23 protein-coding genes are annotated in these 22,320 nt (G+C 68.8%); 12 read left to right on the top strand and 11 right to left on the bottom strand.

Going from position 1 to position 22,320, the window contains the following annotated elements:
- The first annotated feature begins 20 nt into the window (after positions 1-20).
- Positions 21-1,253 carry a phosphoglycerate dehydrogenase gene (gene serA / locus BUE42_RS14530; protein ID WP_073465827.1) on the top strand — a complete coding sequence of 411 codons (1,233 nt, stop codon included), beginning with the start codon at positions 21-23 and terminating at the stop codon, positions 1,251-1,253.
- 16 nt (positions 1,254-1,269) lie between these two features.
- Here serA and sugE read toward each other — a convergent pair whose 3' ends face one another.
- Positions 1,270-1,590, bottom strand: a complete 321-nt coding sequence (gene sugE / locus BUE42_RS14525) for a quaternary ammonium compound efflux SMR transporter SugE (RefSeq protein ID WP_073465826.1) — start codon at positions 1,588-1,590, stop codon at positions 1,270-1,272.
- 125 nt (positions 1,591-1,715) lie between these two features.
- Between sugE and BUE42_RS34095 the strand changes: the two genes are divergently transcribed.
- A complete protein-coding gene (locus tag BUE42_RS34095) occupies positions 1,716-1,847 on the top strand; it encodes a hypothetical protein (RefSeq protein WP_255376865.1) in 132 nt (43 codons plus the stop codon).
- Positions 1,848-1,878: 31 nt separating this feature from the next.
- On the opposite strand, the gene BUE42_RS14520 is transcribed toward BUE42_RS34095, so the two are convergent.
- Together BUE42_RS14520 and recA are read right to left on the bottom strand one after the other, a co-directional pair.
- A complete protein-coding gene (locus BUE42_RS14520; protein ID WP_369822969.1) occupies positions 1,879-2,397 on the bottom strand; it encodes a RecX family transcriptional regulator in 519 nt (172 codons plus the stop codon).
- Between the two features lie 33 nt (positions 2,398-2,430).
- Positions 2,431-3,564, bottom strand: coding sequence for a recombinase RecA (recA, locus tag BUE42_RS14515; RefSeq protein ID WP_073465824.1), 1,134 nt, complete (start codon positions 3,562-3,564; stop codon positions 2,431-2,433).
- A 135-nt stretch (positions 3,565-3,699) separates the two neighbouring features.
- Between recA and BUE42_RS14510 the strand changes: the two genes are divergently transcribed.
- From BUE42_RS14510 to BUE42_RS14495, 4 genes are all read left to right on the top strand, one after another.
- Positions 3,700-4,371 carry a response regulator gene (locus BUE42_RS14510; protein WP_047508488.1) on the top strand — a complete coding sequence of 224 codons (672 nt, stop codon included), beginning with the start codon at positions 3,700-3,702 and terminating at the stop codon, positions 4,369-4,371.
- Between the two features lie 38 nt (positions 4,372-4,409).
- Positions 4,410-5,939, top strand: a complete 1,530-nt coding sequence (locus BUE42_RS14505) for a sensor histidine kinase (protein WP_083614157.1) — start codon at positions 4,410-4,412, stop codon at positions 5,937-5,939.
- Between the two features lie 31 nt (positions 5,940-5,970).
- Complete coding sequence (locus BUE42_RS14500) at positions 5,971-7,059, top strand: patatin-like phospholipase family protein (protein ID WP_073465823.1); 1,089 nt, start codon at positions 5,971-5,973, stop codon at positions 7,057-7,059.
- A gap of 89 nt (positions 7,060-7,148) precedes the next feature.
- Positions 7,149-8,555: an MATE family efflux transporter gene (locus tag BUE42_RS14495; protein ID WP_073465822.1), complete on the top strand. Its 1,407-nt coding sequence runs from the start codon at positions 7,149-7,151 to the stop codon at positions 8,553-8,555.
- A 3-nt stretch (positions 8,556-8,558) separates the two neighbouring features.
- Here BUE42_RS14495 and BUE42_RS14490 read toward each other — a convergent pair whose 3' ends face one another.
- The 6 genes from BUE42_RS14490 to BUE42_RS14465 form a co-directional block, all read right to left on the bottom strand.
- Positions 8,559-9,455 carry an AraC family transcriptional regulator gene (locus tag BUE42_RS14490; protein ID WP_143171504.1) on the bottom strand — a complete coding sequence of 299 codons (897 nt, stop codon included), beginning with the start codon at positions 9,453-9,455 and terminating at the stop codon, positions 8,559-8,561.
- Between the two features lie 30 nt (positions 9,456-9,485).
- On the bottom strand, positions 9,486-10,640 hold the full coding sequence (rodA, locus tag BUE42_RS14485; protein ID WP_073465820.1) for a rod shape-determining protein RodA: 1,155 nt from the start codon (positions 10,638-10,640) through the stop codon (positions 9,486-9,488).
- The gene (gene mrdA, locus BUE42_RS14480) at positions 10,637-12,748 is read right to left on the bottom strand and encodes a penicillin-binding protein 2 (protein WP_073465819.1); all 2,112 of its coding nucleotides are present in this window, start codon (positions 12,746-12,748) and stop codon (positions 10,637-10,639) included. Before mrdA ends, rodA begins: the two co-directional genes overlap by 4 nt.
- 19 nt (positions 12,749-12,767) lie before the next feature.
- Entirely contained in the window at positions 12,768-13,286 is a 519-nt protein-coding gene (mreD, locus tag BUE42_RS14475) for a rod shape-determining protein MreD (RefSeq protein WP_073465818.1), read from the bottom strand.
- On the bottom strand, positions 13,283-14,212 hold the full coding sequence (gene mreC / locus BUE42_RS14470; RefSeq protein ID WP_073465817.1) for a rod shape-determining protein MreC: 930 nt from the start codon (positions 14,210-14,212) through the stop codon (positions 13,283-13,285). Before mreC ends, mreD begins: the two co-directional genes overlap by 4 nt.
- 74 nt (positions 14,213-14,286) lie before the next feature.
- Complete coding sequence (locus BUE42_RS14465; protein WP_073465816.1) at positions 14,287-15,330, bottom strand: rod shape-determining protein; 1,044 nt, start codon at positions 15,328-15,330, stop codon at positions 14,287-14,289.
- A 225-nt stretch (positions 15,331-15,555) separates the two neighbouring features.
- Here BUE42_RS14465 and gatC point away from each other — a divergent pair, with 225 nt between their 5' ends.
- Genes gatC through gatB form a run of 3 tightly spaced genes read left to right on the top strand, consistent with a single transcriptional unit; the run spans position 15,556 to position 18,796 of the window.
- Positions 15,556-15,858: an Asp-tRNA(Asn)/Glu-tRNA(Gln) amidotransferase subunit GatC gene (gatC, locus tag BUE42_RS14460; RefSeq protein ID WP_073465815.1), complete on the top strand. Its 303-nt coding sequence runs from the start codon at positions 15,556-15,558 to the stop codon at positions 15,856-15,858.
- On the top strand, positions 15,855-17,339 hold the full coding sequence (gene gatA / locus BUE42_RS14455) for an Asp-tRNA(Asn)/Glu-tRNA(Gln) amidotransferase subunit GatA (protein ID WP_073465814.1): 1,485 nt from the start codon (positions 15,855-15,857) through the stop codon (positions 17,337-17,339). Before gatC ends, gatA begins: the two co-directional genes overlap by 4 nt.
- 2 nt (positions 17,340-17,341) lie before the next feature.
- A complete protein-coding gene (gene gatB, locus BUE42_RS14450) occupies positions 17,342-18,796 on the top strand; it encodes an Asp-tRNA(Asn)/Glu-tRNA(Gln) amidotransferase subunit GatB (RefSeq protein ID WP_073465813.1) in 1,455 nt (484 codons plus the stop codon).
- Positions 18,797-18,868: 72 nt separating this feature from the next.
- On the opposite strand, the gene BUE42_RS14445 is transcribed toward gatB, so the two are convergent.
- On the bottom strand, positions 18,869-19,534 hold the full coding sequence (locus BUE42_RS14445) for a DUF4124 domain-containing protein (protein ID WP_073465812.1): 666 nt from the start codon (positions 19,532-19,534) through the stop codon (positions 18,869-18,871).
- 51 nt (positions 19,535-19,585) lie between these two features.
- Positions 19,586-20,257, bottom strand: a complete 672-nt coding sequence (pyrE, locus tag BUE42_RS14440; protein WP_073465811.1) for an orotate phosphoribosyltransferase — start codon at positions 20,255-20,257, stop codon at positions 19,586-19,588.
- A gap of 12 nt (positions 20,258-20,269) precedes the next feature.
- Here pyrE and BUE42_RS14435 point away from each other — a divergent pair, with 12 nt between their 5' ends.
- The 3 genes from BUE42_RS14435 (at position 20,270) to BUE42_RS14425 (ending at position 22,313) form a co-directional block, all read left to right on the top strand.
- Entirely contained in the window at positions 20,270-21,055 is a 786-nt protein-coding gene (locus BUE42_RS14435; protein WP_073465810.1) for an exodeoxyribonuclease III, read from the top strand.
- Between the two features lie 93 nt (positions 21,056-21,148).
- Positions 21,149-21,376 carry a MerR family transcriptional regulator gene (locus tag BUE42_RS14430; RefSeq protein WP_073465809.1) on the top strand — a complete coding sequence of 76 codons (228 nt, stop codon included), beginning with the start codon at positions 21,149-21,151 and terminating at the stop codon, positions 21,374-21,376.
- Positions 21,377-21,650: 274 nt separating this feature from the next.
- Positions 21,651-22,313, top strand: coding sequence for a hypothetical protein (locus tag BUE42_RS14425; protein WP_073465898.1), 663 nt, complete (start codon positions 21,651-21,653; stop codon positions 22,311-22,313).
- Positions 22,314-22,320 lie beyond the last annotated feature (7 nt).

Here is a 22,320-nt window from a genome sequence, read left to right as displayed (position 1 = left end):
GGCTGTTCAACAATCGGGCGATGAACCACAGACTCTCGGTCCCGAAGGACAAGCTCAAGTTCGTGCTGCTCGAAGGCATTCATGCCTCGGCCGTCGACGTGTTGAAGCGCGACGGCTACTCGCAGGTCGTCACCCATGCGAAGGCGCTCGCGGGCGGCGCGTTGCACGACGCGATCGCCGATGCGCACTTCCTCGGCATCCGCTCGCGCACCCAGCTGACGGCCGAGGTGCTGAAGGCCGCGCCGAAGCTGGCAGCGGTCGGCTGCTTCTGCATCGGCACCAACCAAGTCGACCTGCGCGCCGCGATGGACCTGGGCGTGCCGGTGTTCAACGCGCCGTTCTCGAACACCCGCAGCGTGGCCGAGCTGGTGCTGGCCGAGATCATCATGCTGATGCGCGGCATTCCGGCGAAGAGCGCGATCCTGCATCGCAACGGCTGGACCAAGAGCGCCGAGAACTCGTTCGAGGTGCGCGGCAAGACGCTCGGCATCGTCGGCTACGGCCACATCGGCACGCAGATCGGCGTGCTGGCCGAGCAGCTCGGCATGGCCGTCGTCTTCCACGACATCGAGGCCAAGCTGCCGCTCGGCAATGCGCGCGCGATGGACAGCCTCGACGAGGTGCTCGCCGCGTCCGACGTGGTCACGCTGCACCTGCCGGAGCTGCCGTCGACCAAGGGCCTGATGGGGCGCGCGCAGATCCGCGCGATGAAGCGCGGTGCTCACCTGATCAATGCGTCGCGCGGCACGGTGGTCGACATCGATGCGCTGGCCGAGGCGCTGAAGGACGGCCACCTGCTCGGCGCGGCGATCGACGTGTTTCCGGAGGAGCCGCAAGGCAACGACGCACGCTTCGAATCGCCGCTGGTCGGCATGGACAACGTGATCCTGACGCCGCACATCGGCGGCTCGACGCTGGAGGCGCAGGCCAACATCGGCAAGGAAGTGGCCGCGAAGCTGGTGCGCTACAGCAACAACGGGTCGACGACCTCGGCGGTCAACTTCCCCGAGGTGGCGCTGCCAGAGCACACCGGCCGCAGCCGGCTGCTGCACATCCACCGCAACGTGCCGGGCGTGATCGCGCGCGTGAACGAGCGGCTGTCGAAGGCGGGCATCAACGTCGCAGCGCAGTACCTGAGCACGCGCGACGAGGTGGGCTATGTCGTCATCGACGTCGACACCGCGGCGCCCGAGGCGGCGCTGGCGGACCTGGCGTCGTTGCCGGACACGATCCGCTGCCGGCTGTTGTATTGAGCCTCGCAGCGCAGGCTCAGGCCGGGCTCGCCAGCTTCAGCCCGACGATGCCGGCCACGATCAGCGCGAGGCTCGCCAGACGTGCCGCAGTAGCCGGTTCACCGAACAGCACGATGCCGAGGATCGCGGTGCCGACCGCGCCGACGCCGACCCACACCGCGTAGGCCGTGCCGACCGGCAGCGACTTCATCGCGTAGCCCAGCAGGCACACGCTGATGACCATCGCCGCCACCGTGCCGATCGAGGGCCACAGGCGCGTGAAGCCTTCGGTGTACTTCAGGCCGATCGCCCAGCCGATTTCGAAGAGGCCTGCGGCCACCAGGATGATCCAGTTCATGGGTTTGCCTTGTCGGGGTCGGGAATGAGTGAGCGGTTGTACCCGCAACCGGCGCCCGGCGCGGCGGGGCGTGCGCCAACAGTGGTACAACCGCGGGTCTTTCAACCAACACACCGGAGAACGCCATGAGCGCCGACAAGGACCGCGCCATTCGCAGGCAAAAGCAAAAGCGCGCGAAGCATGTCAAGAAGGAAACCCGCCAACTGCGTGAAGCGGCGGCTGGGTCGGCAACGAAGCAGGCCGCCAAGGCCGCCTGATCGGGCACCGGTTCGGGCGCCACCTCAGGCGTCAGCCGTCGTCACCCTCGACCTCGGCCCCGCCTTTGACGACGCGGCGGATCACCTCGGGTGAGAAACCGCGGCTCGACAGGAACCGCATCTGTTTGGCGCGCCCGGCGGCCTCCGCGGCCGGCGCGCCGAATTTGCGCAGCCACACTTCGTGGGCGCGCGCGAGTTCACTGTCCTTGAGTCTTGCCGTGGTGTCGGCATCGAGCGCGACACCGTGCTGCGCCAGTTCCTGGCGGATGCGCAGGTTGCCGTAGCGGCCCTCGCGCACATGGACCCGGCTCTCGACGAAGCGTTGCTCGCTGAAGTAGCCCTTGTCCTGCAGCCACGTCAGCACGTCGTCGACTTGCTGGTCGGCATCAATGGGTTCGGTGGGCTCGATGGGCTCGGGGAGCCCGGACTCCGCCTCGCTGTGCAGCTTCCGCAGATGCTGCAGCAGCTTGCGCCGCAGCTCCTGCCGGCTGTGCTCGCGCTGTGACAGCAACTGCACGCCGCGCCCGCGCAGCGACAGCCGCCGTTTCATCGCCACCGCCGGACGGGTGCTGCGCTCCCGCGATTACTCGCGGGCTTCCTTCGGCTCTTTCGGCTCTTTCGATTCCTTGGGCTCTTTCGCCGCCTTCTTCGACGGCTTGGCCTCGTCGGCAGCAGCCCCGCCACCGCTGGTCGGCAGCAGTGGGATGCCCATCGCCTCGCGCACCTTGTTCTCGATCTCGACCGACAGGTCGGGGTTCTCGCGCAGGAACTCGCGGGCGTTGTCCTTGCCCTGGCCGATCTTCTCGCCGTTGTAGGCGTACCAGGCACCGGACTTCTCGAGCACCTTGGCCTCGACGCCCATGTCGATCACCTCGCCTTCGCGGCTGATGCCCTGGCCGTAGAGGATGTCGAATTCGGCGGTCTTGAACGGCGGCGACACCTTGTTCTTGACGACCTTGACCTTGGTCTCGTTGCCGATGACTTCTTCGCCCTTCTTGATGCTGCCGATGCGGCGGATGTCGAGCCGCACCGACGCGTAGAACTTCAGCGCATTGCCGCCGGTGGTGGTTTCGGGGCTGCCGAACATCACGCCGATCTTCATGCGGATCTGGTTGATGAAGATGACCATGGTGTTGGTCTTCTTGATGGTGCCGGTGAGCTTGCGCAGCGCCTGGCTCATCAGGCGGGCCTGCAGGCCGGGCAGCGAATCGCCCATCTCGCCTTCGATTTCGGCCTTGGGCGTGAGCGCCGCGACCGAGTCGATCACCACCAGGTCGACCGAGCCGGAGCGCACCAGCGCGTCGACGATCTCGAGCGCCTGCTCGCCGGTGTCGGGCTGGCTGATCAGCAGCTCTTGCAGGTTGACGCCCAGCTTCTGGGCATACGCGGTATCGAGCGCGTGCTCGGCATCGATGAAGGCGCAGGTGCCACCGAGCTTCTGCATTTCGGAGATGACCTGCAGCGTCAGCGTGGTCTTGCCCGACGATTCGGGGCCGTAGATCTCGACCACCCGGCCGCGCGGCAGGCCGCCAACGCCCAGCGCGGCATCGAGGCCGAGCGATCCGGTGGAGACGACCTCGATGTCTTCGATCACCTCGCCTTCGCCGAGCCGCATGATCGAGCCCTTGCCGAACTGCTTTTCGATCTGCGCCAGCGCAGCTTGCAGGGCCTTGGCCTTTTCGGTATTGAGGGTGGCGGCTTTGACGGGGGCATCCATGGGGCGATCTCCTAGAGTTGCGCGGATTATGGCAAAGGCTGGATGTTTGTACAGTCTTTTCTCGCGAGAAATCCCCCCGAGGCCACTCCCTACAATCCCGCAGCGGCCGGGTCATGAGCCGCACAGGAGGCAGCCATGCGCGTGTTGATCGCCGAAGACGACCAGGTGTTGGCCGACGGGCTGCTGCGCTCGCTGCGCAATGGGGGCTACGCGGTCGACCACGTGGCGAGCGGCACCGAGGCCGACGCGGCCCTGTCGGCCCATGAGTTCGACCTGCTGATCCTCGACCTCGGCCTGCCGAAGCTGCACGGGCTCGAGGTGCTGCGCAAGCTGCGCGCCCGCGGCTCGGCGGTGCCGGTGCTGATCCTCACCGCGGCCGACAGCGTTGAGCAGCGCGTGCAGGGCCTCGACCTCGGCGCCGACGACTACATGGCCAAGCCGTTCTCGCTGCAGGAGTTGGAAGCCCGCGTGCGTGCGCTGACGCGGCGCGGCCTGGGCACTGCGTCGAGCGTGATCCGGCACGGGCCGCTGACCTTCGACGCGACCGGCCGCGTCGCCTACCTGAACGACCAGATGGTCGAGCTGTCGGCGCGCGAGCTGAGCCTGCTCGAGGTGCTGCTGCAGCGCGCCGGCCGGCTGGTCAGCAAGGACCAGCTGGTCGAGCGGCTGTGCGAATGGGGCGAAGAGGTCAGCAACAACGCGATCGAGGTCTACATCCACCGGCTGCGCAAGAAGATCGAGCAGGGCCCGGTGCGGATCGCGACGGTGCGCGGGCTGGGCTACTGCCTGGAAAAGATCGCGGCTTGAAAGAGCAACGCTCCCTGTTCGGCGAGATCCTCGACTGGATGCTCGCGCCGCTGCTGCTGCTGTGGCCGATGAGCGTGGTGCTGACCTGGCTGGTCGCGCAGGGCATCGCCAACAAGCCGTTCGACCGCCAGCTCGGCGAGATGGCCCGCGTGCTGTCGCAGCAGGTCACGGTGCAGGACGCCGGCGGCGGCACGCTGCCGTCGGCCAGCTTCGCGCTGCCGGCCAGCGCCGCCGAGCTGCTGCACACCGACGAGACCGACACGCTGTACTACCAGGTGCTCGGCCTCGACGGGCAGTACCTGAGCGGCGACCGCGCGCTGCCGATGCCCAACGACGAAGAGCGCGCCGCGCCCGGCGTGGTGCGCTACCGCGACGACGAGATCAACCGCGAGCCGGTGCGCATCGCCTACGTGCGCATCGGGTTGCCGGGCAGCATGGCGGCCGGCGTCGAGGCGCCGATCGTGCAGGTGGCCGAGACGCTGGGCAAGCGTTCGCGGCTGGCCACCGAGATCATCAAGGGCGTGATGCTGCCGCAGTTCGTGATCCTGCCGCTGGCGGTGCTGCTGGTGTGGCTGGCGCTCGCGCGCGGCATCGCGCCGCTGAACGAGCTGCAGCAGCGCATCCGCCGTCGCGAGAGCCACGACCTGAGCCCGATCGACGAGCGCGACGCGCCCGAGGAGGTCTCGCCGCTGGTGCGCGCGATCAACGACCTGCTGGCCCGGCTGGACCGCAGCATCGGCGCGCAGAAGCACTTCCTGGCCGACGCGGCGCACCAGCTGAAGACGCCGCTGGCCGGGCTGCGCACGCAGGCCGAGCTGGCGCAGCGCGAGATCGATGCCGGCGAGCGCGATCCGCAGGCGCTGAAGAAGTCGCTGCAGCAGATCGCGCGCGCCAGCCAGCGCGCCGCCCGCATGGTCAACCAGCTGCTCGCGATGGCGCGCGCCGAGGACGCCTCGCAGGCGCTGCAGCACCAGCCGGTCAACCTGGCGCGGCTGGCGGCCGAGGCGGTGCACGATTTCGTGCCGCGCGCGCTGGAGAAGCGCATCGACCTCGGCTACGAAGGCCCCGAGACCACGCGGCGCGGCGCGGCCGGGCTGTCGGTCTCCGGCCAGCCGGTGCTGCTGCGCGAGCTGATCCGCAACCTGGTCGACAACGCGCTGCAGTACACGCCCGAGGGCGGCACGGTCACGGTGCGGGCCGTCGACGACCCGTTCGGCCAGGTGGTGGTGGTGCAGGTGGAAGACTCCGGCCCGGGCATCCCGGCCGCCGAGCGCGACAAGGTGTTCCAGCCGTTCTACCGCTCGCTGGGCACCAACGTCGACGGCTCGGGACTCGGGCTCGCGATCGTGCGCGAGATCGCGCAGCAGCACGGCGCCGAGATCACGCTGGAAGACGCCAACCTGCGGCACCGCCCGGGCCTGAGCGAGCAGGGCGGCGTGGCCTTCGGGCCGGGGGCGCGCTTCACGGTGCGCTTTCCGGTGCAGTTCCCGGTGCAGGTGCCGGTCGAGCCCCCGGCCGGTCCCGGCACGGTGACCGACGGAAACACGGGCGAATCCCATCCGACTTAGACTGCCCCGGGTTAACCCGAGGTGCATCCCGATGGCAGTACACGAAACGATCTCCCACCCGAAGAACGGTGGCGACGCCCCGGCCACGCTCGGCCTCGACCTCGCGCTGCAGGGCGGCGGCTCGCACGGCGCCTTCACCTGGGGCGTGCTCGACCGGCTGCTGGAAGACGACGGGCTGCACTTCAGCGGCGTCTCGGGCACCAGCGCCGGCGCGCTGAATGCCGCGGTGATGGCCAGCGGCTACAAGAAGGGCGGCCGCGACGGCGCGCGCGCGGCGCTGACCGAGTTCTGGCGCGACGTCAGCCGCTCCGGTTCGATCTTCTCGCCGTTCTCGGCCGGCCAGGCCCATTCGCTGAGCGACAACTTCAAGCTCGACAAGCTGCCGGGCTACCAGTGGATGAGCTCGTTCTTCCGCTCGTTCAGCCCCTACGAATTCAACCCGCTCAACCTGAACCCGCTGCGCGACGTGCTGCGCCGCCACGTCGACGAAGACGCGGTGCATGCGAGCGGGCTGCGGCTGTTCATCACCGCGACCAGCGTGACGACCGGCCAGGCGCGCGTGTTCACCGGCCGCGACATCACGGTCGACGTGCTGCTCGCGTCGGCCTGCCTGCCGTTCCTGTTCCAGGCGGTGCACATCGACGGCGAGCCCTACTGGGACGGCGGCTACACCGGCAACCCGGCCATCTACCCGCTGATCTACCAGACCGCGGCGCTCGACATCCTGCTGGTGCGCATCAACCCGCTGGTGCGCGAGGGCACGCCGACGCGCAGCGAGGAGATCATGGACCGGCTCAGCGAGATCACCTTCAACGCGAGCCTGATGTCGGAGATGCGCGCGATCTCGTTCGTCTCGCGGCTGGTGCGCGAAGGCAAGCTCGACCCGGGGCGCTACAAGGACCTGCGGCTGCACATGGTGGCCGACGACGAAGGCCTCGGGCCGTATGGCGCAAACAGCAAGTTCAACACCGACCGCGCCTTCCTCGAAGACCTGTTCGCGCTCGGACGCACCGCGGCGACGAGCTGGCTGAAGAAGCACCGGGCCGACATCGGCGTGAAGTCGACGCTCGACGTCGACCGCGAGTTCCTGCGCGGGCCGAAGAAGCACAAGCCAGCCTGAGCACGGTCCGCAGCAAGGTCCGCAGCAAGATAGCGCAGACACGCGCAACCGATTGCGGCCATGATGGCGGTTTCGCGAATCCTGTCCTCATGCCGGCCCCCATCCGCTCCATCCCCACCGCCCCTGCCGCGCCCCGCCCGAGCCTGATCGCGCTCACCTGGCCGCTGCTGGCCGAGCTGGTGCTCGGGCTGCTGGTCGGGCTGACTGGGTTGTGGCTCGCGTCGCGGCAATCGGACACCGCATCCGGCGCGTTCGCGCTCGCGAACAACGTGCAGGCCTCGTTCTTCCTGCTGTTCCGCATCATCAGCATGGGCGTCAGCGTGGTGATCACGCAGAACCTGGGCGCCGGCAACCGCAAGGGCGCCGACGAGACCGCGCGCGCCGCGCTCGGCGCGAGCACCTGGCTGGGCCTGGGCGCCGGGCTGGTGGTCGCGGCCTGCGCGAACCCCCTGCTCTCGCTGCTGAACGCGCCGGCCGACGTGCTGCCGATCGCCGGGCCCTACCTGCGGGTGCTGGCCGTCGCGCTGGCGCTCGACGCGTTCAACGCCAGCATGTCGTCGGTGATGCGGGCCCACCTGCATGCGCGCGACACGCTGATGAACATGCTGGCGATGCACAGCCTGCACCTGCTGATCTGCACGCCGCTGATGACCGGCTTCGGTCCGGTGCCGGGGCTCGGGCTGCCGGGCTTCGCGCTCGCGATGGCGCTGAGCCGCGCCTTCGGCGTCGGCTTCCACCTGTGGCTGTGGCAGCGCCGGCTCGACCTGGTGCCGAGCGCGCGCGACTGGTGGGTGATGCGCTGGCGCCGGCTCGGACCGGTGCTGCACATCGGGCTGCCGGGCGCGGCCGAGAACGTGGCCTACCGGCTCGCGCTGCTGGTGACGATCGCGCTGGTGGCGCGCATGGGCGCGGCCGAACTCGCGGTGCACAGCTACACGATGCAGATCATGTATTTCATCCTGGTGTTCGGTCTCGCGATCGGCTTCGCCAGCGAGATCCTGGTCGGCCACCTGATCGGCGCCGGCCAGCTGCATGCGGCGCACCGGCTGGTGCGCAAGAGCCTGCGCTGGGGGCTCGTGGTGTCGACCAGCCTCGCGCTGGTCGGTGCGCTGACGGCCCGCTGGACGATGCAGCTCTTCACGCACGACCCGCACATCATCCAGGCCGCGACCACGCTGCTGTGGATCACGGTGCTGCTGGAGCCGGGCCGCACCTTCAACCTGGTCGTGATCAACGCGCTGCGCGCGACCGGCGACGCGAAGTTCCCGGTGATGGCCGGTGCCGCGTCGATGGTGTTCGTGATGGCCGGCGGCGCGTGGCTGCTGGGCGTGTACTTCGGGCTCGGGCTGGTCGGCGTGTGGATCGCGTATGCGGCGGATGAGTGGCTGCGAGGGTTGACGATGGCGGCGCGCTGGTACCGGCAGGGCTGGGTGCCATCGGCGCGGGCCACGCACCGGCGCGTGGTGCGCCAGCGGCACGGATTGGCCACCGCGTAGCCGTCAGCGCTGGACCGGCATGCAGAGTTCGCAGATCACCCGGTCTTCGGGCGGCAGGGGCTGCCCCACCGGATAGGTCTCGAAGAACGGCACGTCCCCGACCATCAGCCCCGAGGTCGGGAGCCAGTCGTTGAGCAACTGCCGCCACGCGTGCTGCATCGAGGGGCCCGTCCCCTCGTAGGCCAGGCAGGCGTGCAGGCCGCCGGCCACGCGCTTGCGCGACATCCGCCCGCTGACCGGTTCGTGCCAATTCGGCGGCAGCACCACGCAGGCGTCGAAGCGGCAGCGCGACACCGGCGCGATGTCCGGATCGTCCAGCCCCATGCCCAGCCGCATCTGCCCGGCCAGCCCCAGCGCCTCGATGTGCGGCATGAACGCGGCCCAGGCCTGCGAGACCATCGTGTCGTAGCGGCCCTGCACCCGCCAGTACAGCACCTCGCACTCGGGCAGCTGCTTCAGCACCACCGGGTAGCGCTGGCTCACCGGCTGCCGGGTGCGCACCATGCGTTGCCGGCGCTCCCACAGCAGCTGCCCGCCGCGCCGCCAGGCGGTCGGCGTCATGCCGAAGTGCTGCTTGAACGCCCGCGAGAACGCCTCGCCCGATTCGAAGCCGACCGCGAACGCGATGGTCGTGATGCTGTCGCGCGGCGCGTGGCGCAGGCGCCCGCCGGCGGCCTCGAGCCGGCGCCGGCGCACGAAGTCGAGCAGGGTCTCGCCGGTCCAGGCGCGGAACACCCGATGGAAATGGAAGGGCGAGAACGCCGCCACCTCGGCCAGCGCCTCCAGCCGCAGGTCGTCGGCGAGGTGCGCGTCGATGTGGTCGAGCACGCGGTTCATGCGCCGCAGGTGCGCCTCGGGCGCGTCGGGCCCATGGGGAGGAGGCGTGCGTCGCGTGGTCAACGTGCTTGCCGCCGCAGTTCGTCGAGCGCCTCAGCGCTGCATCAGCCGCCGGCTCTTCGAGATCGACATCAGGATGCCGAGCCCGAGCCCGAGCGTCAGCATCGCGGTGCCGCCATAGCTGATGAACGGCAGCGGCACGCCCACCACCGGCAGGATGCCGCTGACCATGCCCATGTTGACGAACGCGTAGGTGAACCAGCTCAGCGTCACCGCGCCGGCCAACAGCCGGGTGAACACCGTCGGCGCATCGGCCGCGATGACCAGACCGCGGAAGATCAGGAACGTGAAGCCGAGGATCAGCGACACGCAGCCGACCAGCCCGAACTCCTCGGAGAAGGCCGCGAAGATGAAATCGGTGGTGCGCTCGGGGATGAACTCCAGGTGGGTCTGCGTGCCCTTCATGAAGCCCTTGCCCTCGATGCCGCCGGAGCCGATCGCGATCATCCCCTGGATGATGTGGAAGCCCTTGCCGAGCGGGTCGGTGGTCGGGTCGAGCAGCGTGCAGACGCGGTTTTTCTGGTAGTCGCGCATCATCGGCCACACCACGTCGGGCTGGCAGATGCGATCCTCCGACACCACCACCGCGGTGATCGCCGCGCCGCCGATCACCAGCACCGGCACGATCAGCTTCCACGACAGCCCGGCGAAGAAGATCACGTACAGCCCCGCCGACAGCACCAGGATCGCGGTGCCCAGGTCGGGCTGCTTGACGATCATGCCGACCGGCACCGCCAGCAGCCCGAGCGCGACAATGAAGTCGAGCACGCGCAGCTGGCCCTCGCGGCGCTGGAACCACCAGGCCAGCATCAGCGGCATCGCGATCTTCATGATCTCGCTCGGCTGGATCACGATGCCCACGTTGAGCCAGCGCGTCGCGCCCTTCTTGGTGACGCCGATCACCGCGGTGGCGATCAGCAGCGCGACGCCCACGGTGTACAGCGGCACCGCCAGCCGCATCAGCCGCTGCGGCGGCACCTGCGCGACGATGAACAGGATGACCAGCGCGAGCACCATGTTGCGGCCGTGGTCGACGAAGCGCGAGCCGTTGTCGAAGCCGGCCGAGTACATCGTCACCAGCCCGGCCGCACCGAGCAGCAGCACGCCGATCACCAGCGGCGCGTCGAAGCCGGTGAAGACCGGCTTCAGCCGCTGCCAGACCGAGGGCTTCTCGAAGACGATGCTCATGGCGCGCGGCGGGCCGGCCTGGAGGCCGCCGAGGCCGTGGGGAAGGGCGCCGATGCGGCTGAAGCTGCCGGCGGCGTGATCAGCAGCGACGGTGCCGAGGCGGCCACCGGCACCACCAGCGGCGGCGGCACGTCGGTGGGCGCCGCCGCGACGTTGTTGATCGACACGCCCTGCAGCGGCACGCTCGCGGCCGGCCGCGGCTTGCCGATCGGCGCATAGGTCTGGCCGCCGCGCGTCGCGAGGATGTCTTCCTCGCTCGGGTACTGGCCTTCGAGCACGAAGTCGAACACCCGGCGCGCGATCGGGGCCGCCGCGCCGGCGCCGAAGCCGGCGTTCTCGACCACCAGCGCGATCGCGATGTGCGGCTCCTCAAGCGGCGCGAACGCGGTGAACAGCGCGTGGTCGCGGTGCCGCTCGTCGACCTTGCTGGCGTCGTACTTCTCGTTCTGCTTGATCTGGATCACCTGGGCGGTGCCGGTCTTGCCGCCGGAGCGGTACTGCGAGCCCTGGAACGCACGCGCCGCCGTGCCCTCCTGCGTGACGCCGTACAGCGCCTGGTGGATCACCGCGACGTGGTCGGGGTTCCAGGCGAGCGGCTCCAGCCGGTCGCCCGACAGCGTCTGCTGGCTGCGCGTCTCGACGTTCTCGATCGCGCGCACCAGGTGCGGCTTGAAGCGCTTGCCGCCGGCCGCGAGCGTCGCCTCGGCCTGCGCGAGCTGCAGCATCGTGAAGGTGTTGTAGCCCTGGCCGATGCCCAGCGAGATGGTCTCGCCGGGGTACCACTTCTGCATTTCCTTGCGCTTGTAGTTGTTGCGCTTCCACTCGGTCGACGGCAGCGTGCCGCGCAGCTCGCCCTGCATGTCGATGCCGGTCATCTGGCCGAGCCCGAGCGGCGCCATGAAGTCGTGGATCGCATCGACGCCCAGGTCGTTGGCGAGGATGTAGTAGTAGGTGTCGCACGACTGCACGATCGAGCGGTACATGTCGACGACGCCATGCCCGCCTTCCTTGTCGTCGCGGAACTTGTGGTTGCCGAACCAGAAGAAGCCGGGGTCGCTGATCGACTGCTGCGGCGTGCGCTTGCCCAGCGTCAGCGCGGCCAGCGCCATCAGCGGCTTGTAGGTGGAGCCGGGCGGGTAGGCGCCGCGCAACGCGCGGTTCAGCAGCGGCTTGTCCTCGGACTCGTTCAGTGCCTTCCAGTTCTCGGCGTCGATGCCGTCGACGAACAGGTTGGGGTCGAAGTTGGGCTTGCTGACGAAGGCCAGCACCTCGCCGTTGCGCGGGTCGATCGCCACCAGCGCGCCGCGCCGGTCGCCGAACAGCTGCTCGACCAGCGCCTGCAGCCGGATGTCGATCGACAGCACCAGCGTGTTGCCGGGCGTCGCCGGGTTGCTCTTGAGCTGGCGCACCGCACGCCCGCCGGCGCTGGTCTCGACCTCTTCGAAGCCGGTGGCGCCGTGCAGCTGCTCCTCGTAGGCCTGCTCGATGCCGAGCTTGCCGATGTACTCGGTGCCACGGTAGTTCGATTCGTCTTCCGACTCCTCGATCTTCTCTTTCTCGGACTGGTTGATGCGGCCGATGTAGCCGATCAGGTGGCTGCCGACCTCGCCGAGCGGGTAGTTGCGGAACAGCCGGGCCTTGATGTCGACGCCGGGGAAGCGGAAGCGCTGCGCGGTGAAGCGGGCCACTTCTTCATCGGTCAGCTTGGTGCGGATCGGCAGCGATTCGAAGCTGCTCTTGGTTTCTTCCATCAGCCGCTTGAAGCGCTTGCGGTCGCGCGCCTGCACCTCGACCACCTGCGACAGCTGGTCGATCACGGCGTCGAGATCGTCGACCTTGGTCGGCGTGATCTCGAGCGTGTAGGCCGAGTAGTTGTTGGCCAGCACGACGCCGTTGCGGTCGACGATCAGCCCGCGGTTGGGCACGATCGGCACCACGGCGATGCGGTTGTTCTCGGCCTGGGTCGCGAGTTCGTCGTGGCGCATCACCTGCAGCACGACGAGGCGGAACACCAGCAGCCCGAACGCGAACAACACGAACAGCGCGGCCGCGAGCAGCCGGGTGCGAAACCGCCCCAGCTCCTGCTCGACGTTCTTGAGTTCTGTCATGCCACGACCGCGCGAAGGATCACAAGGGCCGGTTCTGGTCGGGATCCGGCGGCCGACGCTGCGGCGCGAGCAAGACCCACGAGGCCACCGGCCACAGCAGGCTTTCGAACACCGGCGCGAGCATCAGTTCCCAGCCCGGCAGCATGCCGCCCACCAACATTCGCACGATCAGCGACACCGCGTGCGCCGCGACGAACAGCGGCAGGATCTGCAGCGCCTGCTGCGGCAGCCCGAACCACAGCAGGCGCCGGTGGATCGTGATCGCGAAGAAGCTCAGCAGCGTGTAGGCCAGCGCATGCTGGCCCAGCACTGCGCTGTCGTGCACGTCCATCAGCAGCCCGAACATGAACGCGATGCCGACGCCGATGCGCCGCGGCTGGTGCACGTTCCAGAACGCGAGCGCGAGCGCGAGCAGGTCGGGAATGGCCGGGATGCGGCCGAACGGCACCAGGTTGAACAGGAAGGCCAGCAGCAGCGAGCTCCAGATGAACCACGGGTTCACCGGCAGCAGCAGCTGGTCGGAGCCACGCGGCATCATTTGCGGTTCCCCCTGCGCCCGCTGGAACCGGGCTTGGCGTTCGGGTCGACCGCCGGCTCGGGCTTGGGCTGCATCTGCACGCCCAGCGGCTCCAGCACCAGCACATGGCGCACCGCGTCGGGCTGCGCGATCGGCGCGAGCGCGATGCGGGCGAAGCCGGTGTCGACGCGCCGGTCGACGCTGACGACCTTCGCGACCGGGATGCCCGACGGGTAGACGCCGTCGACGCCCGAGGTCGCGAGCACGTCGCCGACCTGCACGTCGGCATTGCCGGCCATGAAGCGCAGCTCCAGCCCGGCGCCGGCCGAGTTGCCGAACGCGGCGCTGCGCACCTGGGTGCGCAGGTTGAGCACCGGGATCGCGGCGTCCTTGTCGGTCAGCAGCGTGACCTCGGCGCTGTACGGAAACGCCCGCGTCACCTGGCCGAGCACGCCGGCCTCGTTGATGACCGGCGACGCGACCGCAATGCCCTGCTGCGTGCCGCGGTCGATGATGACCTTGCGCGAGTACGGATCGGGCGCGTCGTACAGCACCTCGGCCGTCTGCGAGCGCACCGACAGGCCCGGGCGCAGCTCGAGCAGCGCGCGCAGCCGCAGGTTCTCCTGCTCCAGCAACTCGACGCGGGCCGAGCGAGCCGCCTGCTCGGCCAGCTCGCGCCGGGCGCGGGCCTCGGCCGACAGCGCGTCCTGCAGCCCCATCGCGTAATCGCCGGCGGCTCTGACCGCGTCGACCGGCGCCCGCAGCGCCCGCTCGACCGGGTTCAGCGCGGTCGCCAGCACCGCGCGCACCGGCTGCGTCAGCCTGAAGCGGGTGTCGGCCACCATCAGGAACAACGCGAGCGCCGAGAAGAACATCAGCCGCGTGAGCGCCGACGGCCCCTGCCGGAAGAAGGGTGGTGGGGTTCGGTCGAGGGTGCCGAGCGGCATGTCTGTGGAGCGAACTTTGAAGTCAAAAGGCCGGCCGCGTCAGCGACGCGCCGGCCGTGTGAGAAGGATCACGTTCACTCGGAGGTGAAGATCGAGCCCAGCCGTTCCATGCGCTCCAGCGCCATCCCGCAGCCGCGCACGACGCAGGTCAGCGGGTCTTCGGCGACCAGCACCGGCAGGCCGGTTTCTTCGGCGAGCAGGCGGTCGAGGTCGCGCAGCAGCGCGCCGCCGCCGGTCAGCATCATGCCGCGCTCGGCGATGTCGGCGCCCAGCTCGGGCGGCGTCTGCTCGAGCGCGTTCTTGACGCTGGAGACGATCTGGTTGAGCGGGTCGGTCAGCGCCTCGAGGATCTCGTTGCTGCTGATCGTGAAGCTGCGCGGCACGCCTTCGGAGAGGTTGCGGCCCTTGACCTCCATCTCCTTGACCTCGGAGCCGGGGAAGGCCGAGCCGATGTTCTTCTTGATGGATTCGGCGGTGGGCTCGCCGATCAGCATGCCGTAGTTGCGTCGGATGTAGTTGATGATGGCTTCGTCGAACTTGTCGCCGCCGACCCGCACGCTGCCCTTGTAGACCATGCCGCCCAGCGAGATCACGCCGACCTCGGTGGTGCCGCCGCCGATGTCGACCACCATCGAGCCGCTGGCCTCGCTGACCGGCAGGCCGGCGCCGATCGCCGCGGCCATCGGCTCCTCGATCAGGTAGACCTCGCTCGCGCCGGCGCCGAGCGCCGATTCGCGGATGGCCCGGCGCTCGACCTGCGTGGAGCCGCAGGGCACGCAGATGATGATGCGCGGGCTCGGCCTGAGCATGCGCGAGTCGTGGACCATGCGGATGAACTGCTTGAGCATCTGCTCGGTCACGGTGAAGTCGGCGATCACGCCGTCTTTCATCGGCCGGATGGCTTCGATGTTGCCGGGCACCTTGCCGAGCATGGCCTTGGCCTCGGTGCCGACCGCCTGGATGGTCTTCTTGCCGTTGGGACCGCCCTCGTGGCGGATCGCGACGACCGAAGGCTCGTCCAGCACGATGCCCTTGCCACGCACGTAGATCAGCGTGTTGGCGGTGCCGAGGTCGATGGCCAGGTCGGTGGAGAAGTAGCGGCGCAGGGATGCAAACATGTGCGGGAGAGTTCTTGTTGGCGTCGATCGGCCCGGGGGGAGCGGACGGATGGGACGAATCGACGCAATCGCGAATGGGGAGCCGGGCAGGGTCCGCGAGCCGCTCGAAAGTCCTGCAAACCCTTGAATTTGCACGCCGAAAGAGGCTTGTGGATAACCGGGGATAATACCCCAACCCCCCTGATTTTCAGCCCCGTCGGCACCCTCATCTCCCCTCAAATTCCAATGGCACTGGACTCCCAAGACGTGAGCCGCATCGCGAACCTCGCGCGCCTCGAACTGAAGCCCGCCGAAGAGGCGGCGATGCTGCAGCAACTCAACGGATTCTTCTCGATCGTCGAGCAGATGAGCGCAGTCGACACCAGCGGCGTCGAGCCGCTGTACACGCCGCTGTCGGCGGTGCAGGAGGTGGCGCTGCGGCTGCGCGACGACGTCGTCACCGAAACCGACCACCGCGAGGCCAACCAGCGCAGCGCCCCCGCCGTCGAGGACGGCCTGTTCCTGGTGCCGAAGGTGATCGAAGCATGAAGGACCTGCATCAACTGGGCGCGGCCGAGCTGTCGCGCGCGCTCGACGCGCGGCAGGTGTCCAGCGTCGAGGCGACGACACATCTGCTTGCACGCGTTGCCGCGCACGCGCACCTGGGCGCCTTCCTGTGCGTCGACGCCGAGGGCGCGCTGCGCCAGGCGGCGCAGGCCGATGCGCGCCGCGCCGCCGGCGAGACCGGCGCGCTGCTGGGCGTGCCGCTCGCGCACAAGGACATCTTCGTCACCGAGGCGCTGCCGACCACCGCCGGCTCGAAGATGCTGGCCGGCTACCGCAGCCCGTTCGACGCCACCGTGGTCACCCGGCTGGCCACGGCCGGCACCGTGACGCTGGGCAAGCTGAACTGCGACGAGTTCGCGATGGGCTCGAGCAACGAGAACTCGGCCTTCGGCCCGGTAAAGAATCCGTGGAATGCGGCGCGCGTGCCGGGCGGTTCGTCGGGCGGCTCGGCCGCCGCAGTGGCGGCGCGGCTGGTGCCGGTGGCCACCGGCACCGACACCGGCGGCTCGATCCGACAACCGGCCAGCTTCACCGGCATCACCGGCATCAAGCCGACCTACGGCGTGTGCTCGCGCTACGGGATGATCGCGTTCGCGTCCAGCCTGGACCAGGCCGGCCCGTTCGGCCGCAGCGCCGAAGACTGCGCGCTGATGCTGTCGGCGATGAGCGGCTTCGACGAGCGCGACGCCACCAGCGCGCAGCGCCCGCCGCAGGACTACGCCGCGGCGCTCACCGCGGCGCGCGCCGGCGCCAGCGCCGCGCAACCGCTGAAGGGCCTGCGCATCGGCCTGCCGACCGAGTTCTTCCCCGCAGCGCTCGCCGCCGACGTCGACGGCGCGGTGCGTGCCGCGCTGGCCGAGCTGCAGAAGCTGGGTGCGACGCTGGTCGACGTGAGCCTGCCGCGCACCGAGCTGTCGATCCCGGTGTACTACATCATCGCGCCGGCCGAGGCCAGCTCGAACCTGAGCCGCTTCGACGGCGTGCGCTTCGGGCACCGGGCCGACAAGTACACCGACCTGCTCGACATGTACAAGAAGAGCCGCGCCGAGGCCTTCGGCGCCGAGGTCAAGCGCCGCATCATGATCGGCACCTACGTGCTGAGCCACGGCTACTACGACGCCTACTACCTGCAGGCGCAGAAGCTGCGGCGCATGATCGCCGACGACTTCCAGCACTGCTTCACGCAGTGCGACGTGATCGCCGGTCCGGTGGCGCCGACGGTGGCCTGGAAGCTGGGCGACAAGAGCGACGACCCGGTCGCGAACTACCTGGCCGACATCTTCACGCTGCCGGCCAGCCTGGCCGGCCTGCCGGGCATGAGCCTGCCGGCCGGCACCGGCGAAGGCGGCATGCCGGTCGGCCTGCAGCTGATCGGCAACTACTTCCAGGAGGGCACGCTGTTGCACGCGGCCCATGCCTTCCAGCAGGCGACCGACTGGCACGCCCGCGCCCCCGCGATCTGACCATGGCAAGCACCCCCAAACTGATCCGCGGCTACGAGGTCGTCATCGGCCTCGAGACGCACGCCCAGCTGTCGACGCGCAGCAAGATCTTCAGCGGCTCGAGCACGCAGTTCGGTGCCGCGCCCAACACGCAGGCCTCGCCGGTCGACCTGGCGCTGCCGGGCACGCTGCCGGTGATGAACCGCGGCGCGGTCGAGCGGGCGATCCGCTTCGGGCTCGCGGTCGGCGCGACGGTGGCGCCGCTGTCGATCTTCGCGCGCAAGAACTACTTCTACCCCGACCTGCCGAAGGGCTACCAGATCAGCCAGTACGAGACGCCGGTGGTGCAGGGCGGCTCGGTGGAGTTCTTCGTCGGTGACGCGAAGCACAAGGTGCAACTCACCCGCGCGCACCTGGAAGAAGACGCCGGCAAGTCGCTGCACGAGGACTATGCCGGCCAGACCGGCATCGACCTGAACCGCGCCGGCACGCCGCTGCTGGAGATCGTCACCGAGCCCGACATGCGGGCGAGCACCGAGGCGGTGGAGTACGCGAAGGCGCTGCATTCGCTGGTGGTGTGGCTCGAGATCTGCGACGGCAACATGCAGGAGGGCAGCTTCCGCTGCGATGCCAACGTGTCGGTGCGCCGGCCGGGGGCCGAGTACGGCACGCGCCGCGAGATCAAGAACCTGAACAGCTTCAAGTACCTGCAGCAGGCGATCGATTTCGAGATCCAGTGGCAGATCGACCTGATCGAGGACGGCGGCAAGGTGCAGCAGGCGACCGTGCTGTTCAACCCCGACACCGGCGAGACGCGGGCGATGCGCACGAAGGAAGATGCGCACGACTACCGCTACTTCCCCGACCCGGACCTGCCGCCGCTGGTGATCGCGCCGGAGTGGATCGAGCAGGTGCGCGCCGCGATGCCGGAGCTGCCGCGCCTGATGGCCGAGCGCTTCCAGAAGGACTACGGGCTGCCGGCCTACGACGCGTCGATGATGACGCAGGGCAAGGCCTTCGGCGCGTTCTTCGAGGAGACCGCGAAGGCCTGCGGGCAGCCGAAGCTGGCGGCGAACTGGCTGATGGGCGAGGTGTCGCGGCGGCTGAATGCCGAAGAGAAGGGCATCGCGGACAGCCCGGTGAGTGCCACGACGCTGGCCGCGCTGATCGGGCGCATCGCCGACGGCACGGTCTCGAACAACGGCGCCCGCCAGGTGTTCGATCAGCTGTGGACCGAGGGTGGCCAGATCGACGCCATCATCGAGGCCAAGGGCCTGAAGCAGATGAGCGACAGCAGCGAGCTGGAGCGCATCCTCGACGAGGTGCTGGCGGCGAACGCGAAGTCGGTCGAGGAATTCCGCGCCGGCAAGGACAAGGCGTTCAACGCGCTGGTCGGCCAGGCGATGAAGGCCACCAAGGGCAAGGCGAACCCGTCGCAGGTGAACGAGCTGCTGAAGAAGAAGCTCGGAGCGAGCTGACCTGCGAAGCTCGATCGCGCCAGCCGCTGCGAAGCCAGGCACGCGCGGGCGCGGAAAGCCGTTCGGTGAGTCTTACTTCCCCGCCGCCTTGCGCTGGGGAGGTGCCGACGCCGCCGGCAACGCCCCCATCGACCCCGGCGACGCCCCGGCCCACAGCTTCTTCAACCGCTCGAGCTCGACGTCGTACAGGTTGTTGATGCGCACGATCTCGTCTTCCTGGTTCTGCACCAGCGATTTCTGCGCGGCCACCGCGGCATCGTTCGCGTCGAGCTGCTGGCGCAGTTTCGCCGGCAGCTTGCGGCCCTTGTAGAACTCCTGCTCGTCGAGCAGCGGCTTGCGCTCGCGCTCGAGTTCGGCCAGGCGCCCCTGCGAGAACGCGACGCCCTTGCGGACGTCGTCGAGCGCGGCCTCGCGCGCCTTCATGTGGGCGGCATCGTTGGGAAAGCGGTTCACCAGGTTGCGGTCGCGGCGCATCGCGTCTTGCTGCGCGACGCGGTCGGCGGCGGCCTGCCGCTCCTTCGCGTCGGCCTCGGCGCGCTCATCGGGCGTCATCGTCGGCGGCACGATCTGGCGCACCGAACCGTCGGTGTTGAGCATGCGCTGCTCGCGCGTCGCGCATTCGACGATCGGGCGGTCGGAGGTCAGGCGCCGGCCACTGCCGTCGACGCAGCTGTAGATGGCAGCGTGGGCCGACGAGGCGGCCACGAATCCCGCCAGCACCGCGAGGCAGCGCCACATTCCCACCGATCGATTCACCACGGATCGATTCACCACAAGCAGGCTCGTCATTTACACCCCGTAACGGTCCCGGTAGGCGGCCACGCGCGCCAGGTGGCTGCGCAGGGCCGGATCGTCATTCGTCTGCAGATACTGCAGCAAGTCAGCCAGCGTCGCAATGGCCAGCACCGGCATGCCATACGCCGCTTCGAACTCCTCAACGGAGGAACGGGCGCTCAGGTTGTCATCGGAACCCTTGCGTTCCATGCGGTCCATCGCGATCAGCACCGAAACCGGTTCCGCCCCGGCGGCGCGGATCATCTCGACCGATTCGCGCTTGGAGGCGCCGTCGGTGATCACGTCGTCGATGATGACGACGCGGCCTTTCAGCGGCGCGCCGACCATCAGGCCGCCTTCGCCGTGGTCCTTGGCTTCCTTGCGGTTGTGGCAGAAAGGCACGTTGCGGCCCAGGCCCGCCAGCGCCACCGCGGTGGCCGAGGCGAGCGTGATGCCCTTGTAGGCCGGGCCGAACAGCATGTCGAACTCGATGCCCGAGGCGAGCAGGCGGCGCGCATAGAATTCCGCGAGACGGCCCAGCTTGGCGCCGTCGTCGAACAGGCCGGAATTGAAGAAATAGGGCGACAGCCGCCCGGCCTTGGTCTTGAACTCCCCGAACCGCAACACGCCGGCTTCCACCGAGAAGCTGACGAAGTCTTTGGCCAAGGTGTCAGCGGTGGGGCTCATCGGAGGTCTTTCGTGTTCCGTCTGGTGTCTTTGAATCTGAACGGCATCCGCTCGGCTGCCACGAAGGGCCTTCTGCCGTGGGCGGAAAGCATTGGCGCCGATTGTATGGGGGTGCAGGAGGTGAAGGCCCAGGCCGCCGACATCGCCGGCCGCTTCGAGCGCCTGCACGACATGCACGGCCATTTCCACTTCGCCGAGAAGAAGGGCTACTCGGGCGTCGGCGTGTACAGCCGCAAGAAGCCGAGCGACGTGGTGATCGGCTTCGGTTCGCCCGAGTTCGACGCCGAGGGCCGCTACGTCGAGCTGCGCTTCGACACCCCGCAGCGCAAGCTCAGCATCATCAGCTGCTACTTCCCGAGCGGCTCCAGCGGCGAGGAGCGGCAGCTCGCGAAGTTCCGCTTCCTCGCGCTGATGACGCCCTACCTGCAGCAGCTGAAGGCCGAGCGCGAGTTCATCCTGGTGGGCGACGTGAACATCGCGCACAAGGAGATCGACCTGAAGAACTGGCGCAGCAACCAGAAGAACAGCGGTTTCCTGCCGGAAGAGCGCGCCTGGATGACGCACACGCTGGACGAGCTGGGCCTGGTCGACGTGTTCCGCACGCTGAACCCGAAACCCGAGCAATACACCTGGTGGAGCAACCGCGGCCAGGCCTGGGCGAAGAACGTCGGCTGGCGGCTCGACTACCACCTGGCCACGCCGGCGCTGGCCGCCAAGGCGCTGCGCGAGCACATCTACCTCGAGCAGCGCTTCTCGGACCACGCGCCGCTGGTCATCGACTACGACTTCACGCTCTGAGCATCGTCCACCCAGGGGCTTCAAATTCCCTTGTGCAGCAGCATGCGGCACAGTGACTGCAACACCTAATATGTGCGCGCATAAGGGGAAGTCATGAACATCACCTTTTCCGTGGACGAGCGCATCGCGGAGCAGGCTCGTGCTGCCGCCGCCACGATGGGCAAAAGTCTGAACCAAGCCGTTCGAGACTACCTGGAGCAGTTGGCGGGAAGCCAGCAGCTGGCGAACGAGTTGCAGGCCTTCGAGCAATCCGCTCGGGCCACACCGGGAAGGCTGGGGGGCTGGCACTTCGATCGCGAAGAGGCCAATCGCCGAGCGTAGCCTGCTGGACACGAGCGTCATGCAGGCTGCCATCGTTGGCGGACGTGAGAGGGTGTTGAGCGAAGACATGCAACACGGCGCAGTGCTTGGAGAAGTGCGCATCGAAAACCTCTTCGTCACGGACTTCACGCTCTGAGCCGGCGCCCGAAGCGCCGAACAACGCCGCCCGGCCCACGTTGTTCGGCCCTTGTCCCGGCCCCTCCTCGCTGAAGAATGAGCACTCACCCGCACCCGCGGGTCCGCTTTCATTCAGATGCAGTACGAGGAGCTTCCCATGATCAAGACGCTGGCCGCATCGGCCGCCCTGGCGCTGGCCGCCACCGCCCACGCCGGCGAGGTCTACACGGGCATCGGCACGCACGGCGTGATGCTCGGCTATGCGCAGCCGGTCGCGCCGTCGGTGACGCTGCGCGGCGACGTCGCGTCGCTCGGCTCGCACAGCACGACGAAGACCGAGAACAGCATCCACTACGACGCCGACCTGAAGCTCAGCCGCGGCGGCGTGTTCGCCGACTGGTTCTTCACCGGCGGCTGGCGCCTGACCGGCGGCGTGACCTTCAACGCGATCAAGCTCGACCTGGCCGGCCGCCCGACCAACAACCAGATCACGATCGGCAACACCACCTACGCGACGCAGGACGGCGACCGCTTCGACGCGCACGTGAAGTTCCCGAAGACGACGCCGTTCCTCGGCTTCGGCTACGGCCACCAGGGCGGCACCGAGGGCGCCTGGGGCTTCCACTTCGACCTCGGCGCGAGCATCGGGCGCGCGAAGGTCGAGTCGGCCGCGAGCGGACCCACCTTCGACAGCATGGACGCGACCCAGCGCGCCCAGTTGAACGCCGATGTCGACAAGGAAACGCAGGAGCTGCGCGACGGCGTCGGCAAGATCCGCGCGATCCCGCAGCTGAGCCTGGGCGTGAACTACCGCTTCTGACCCGGGT

It is taken from the genome of Rhizobacter sp. OV335, assembly GCF_900142965.1.
Taxonomy (GTDB): Bacteria; Pseudomonadota; Gammaproteobacteria; order Burkholderiales; family Burkholderiaceae_C; genus Rhizobacter.
Note: the sequence above shows the minus strand (reverse complement) of the source record. Positions and strands in the feature narration are given on the sequence as shown.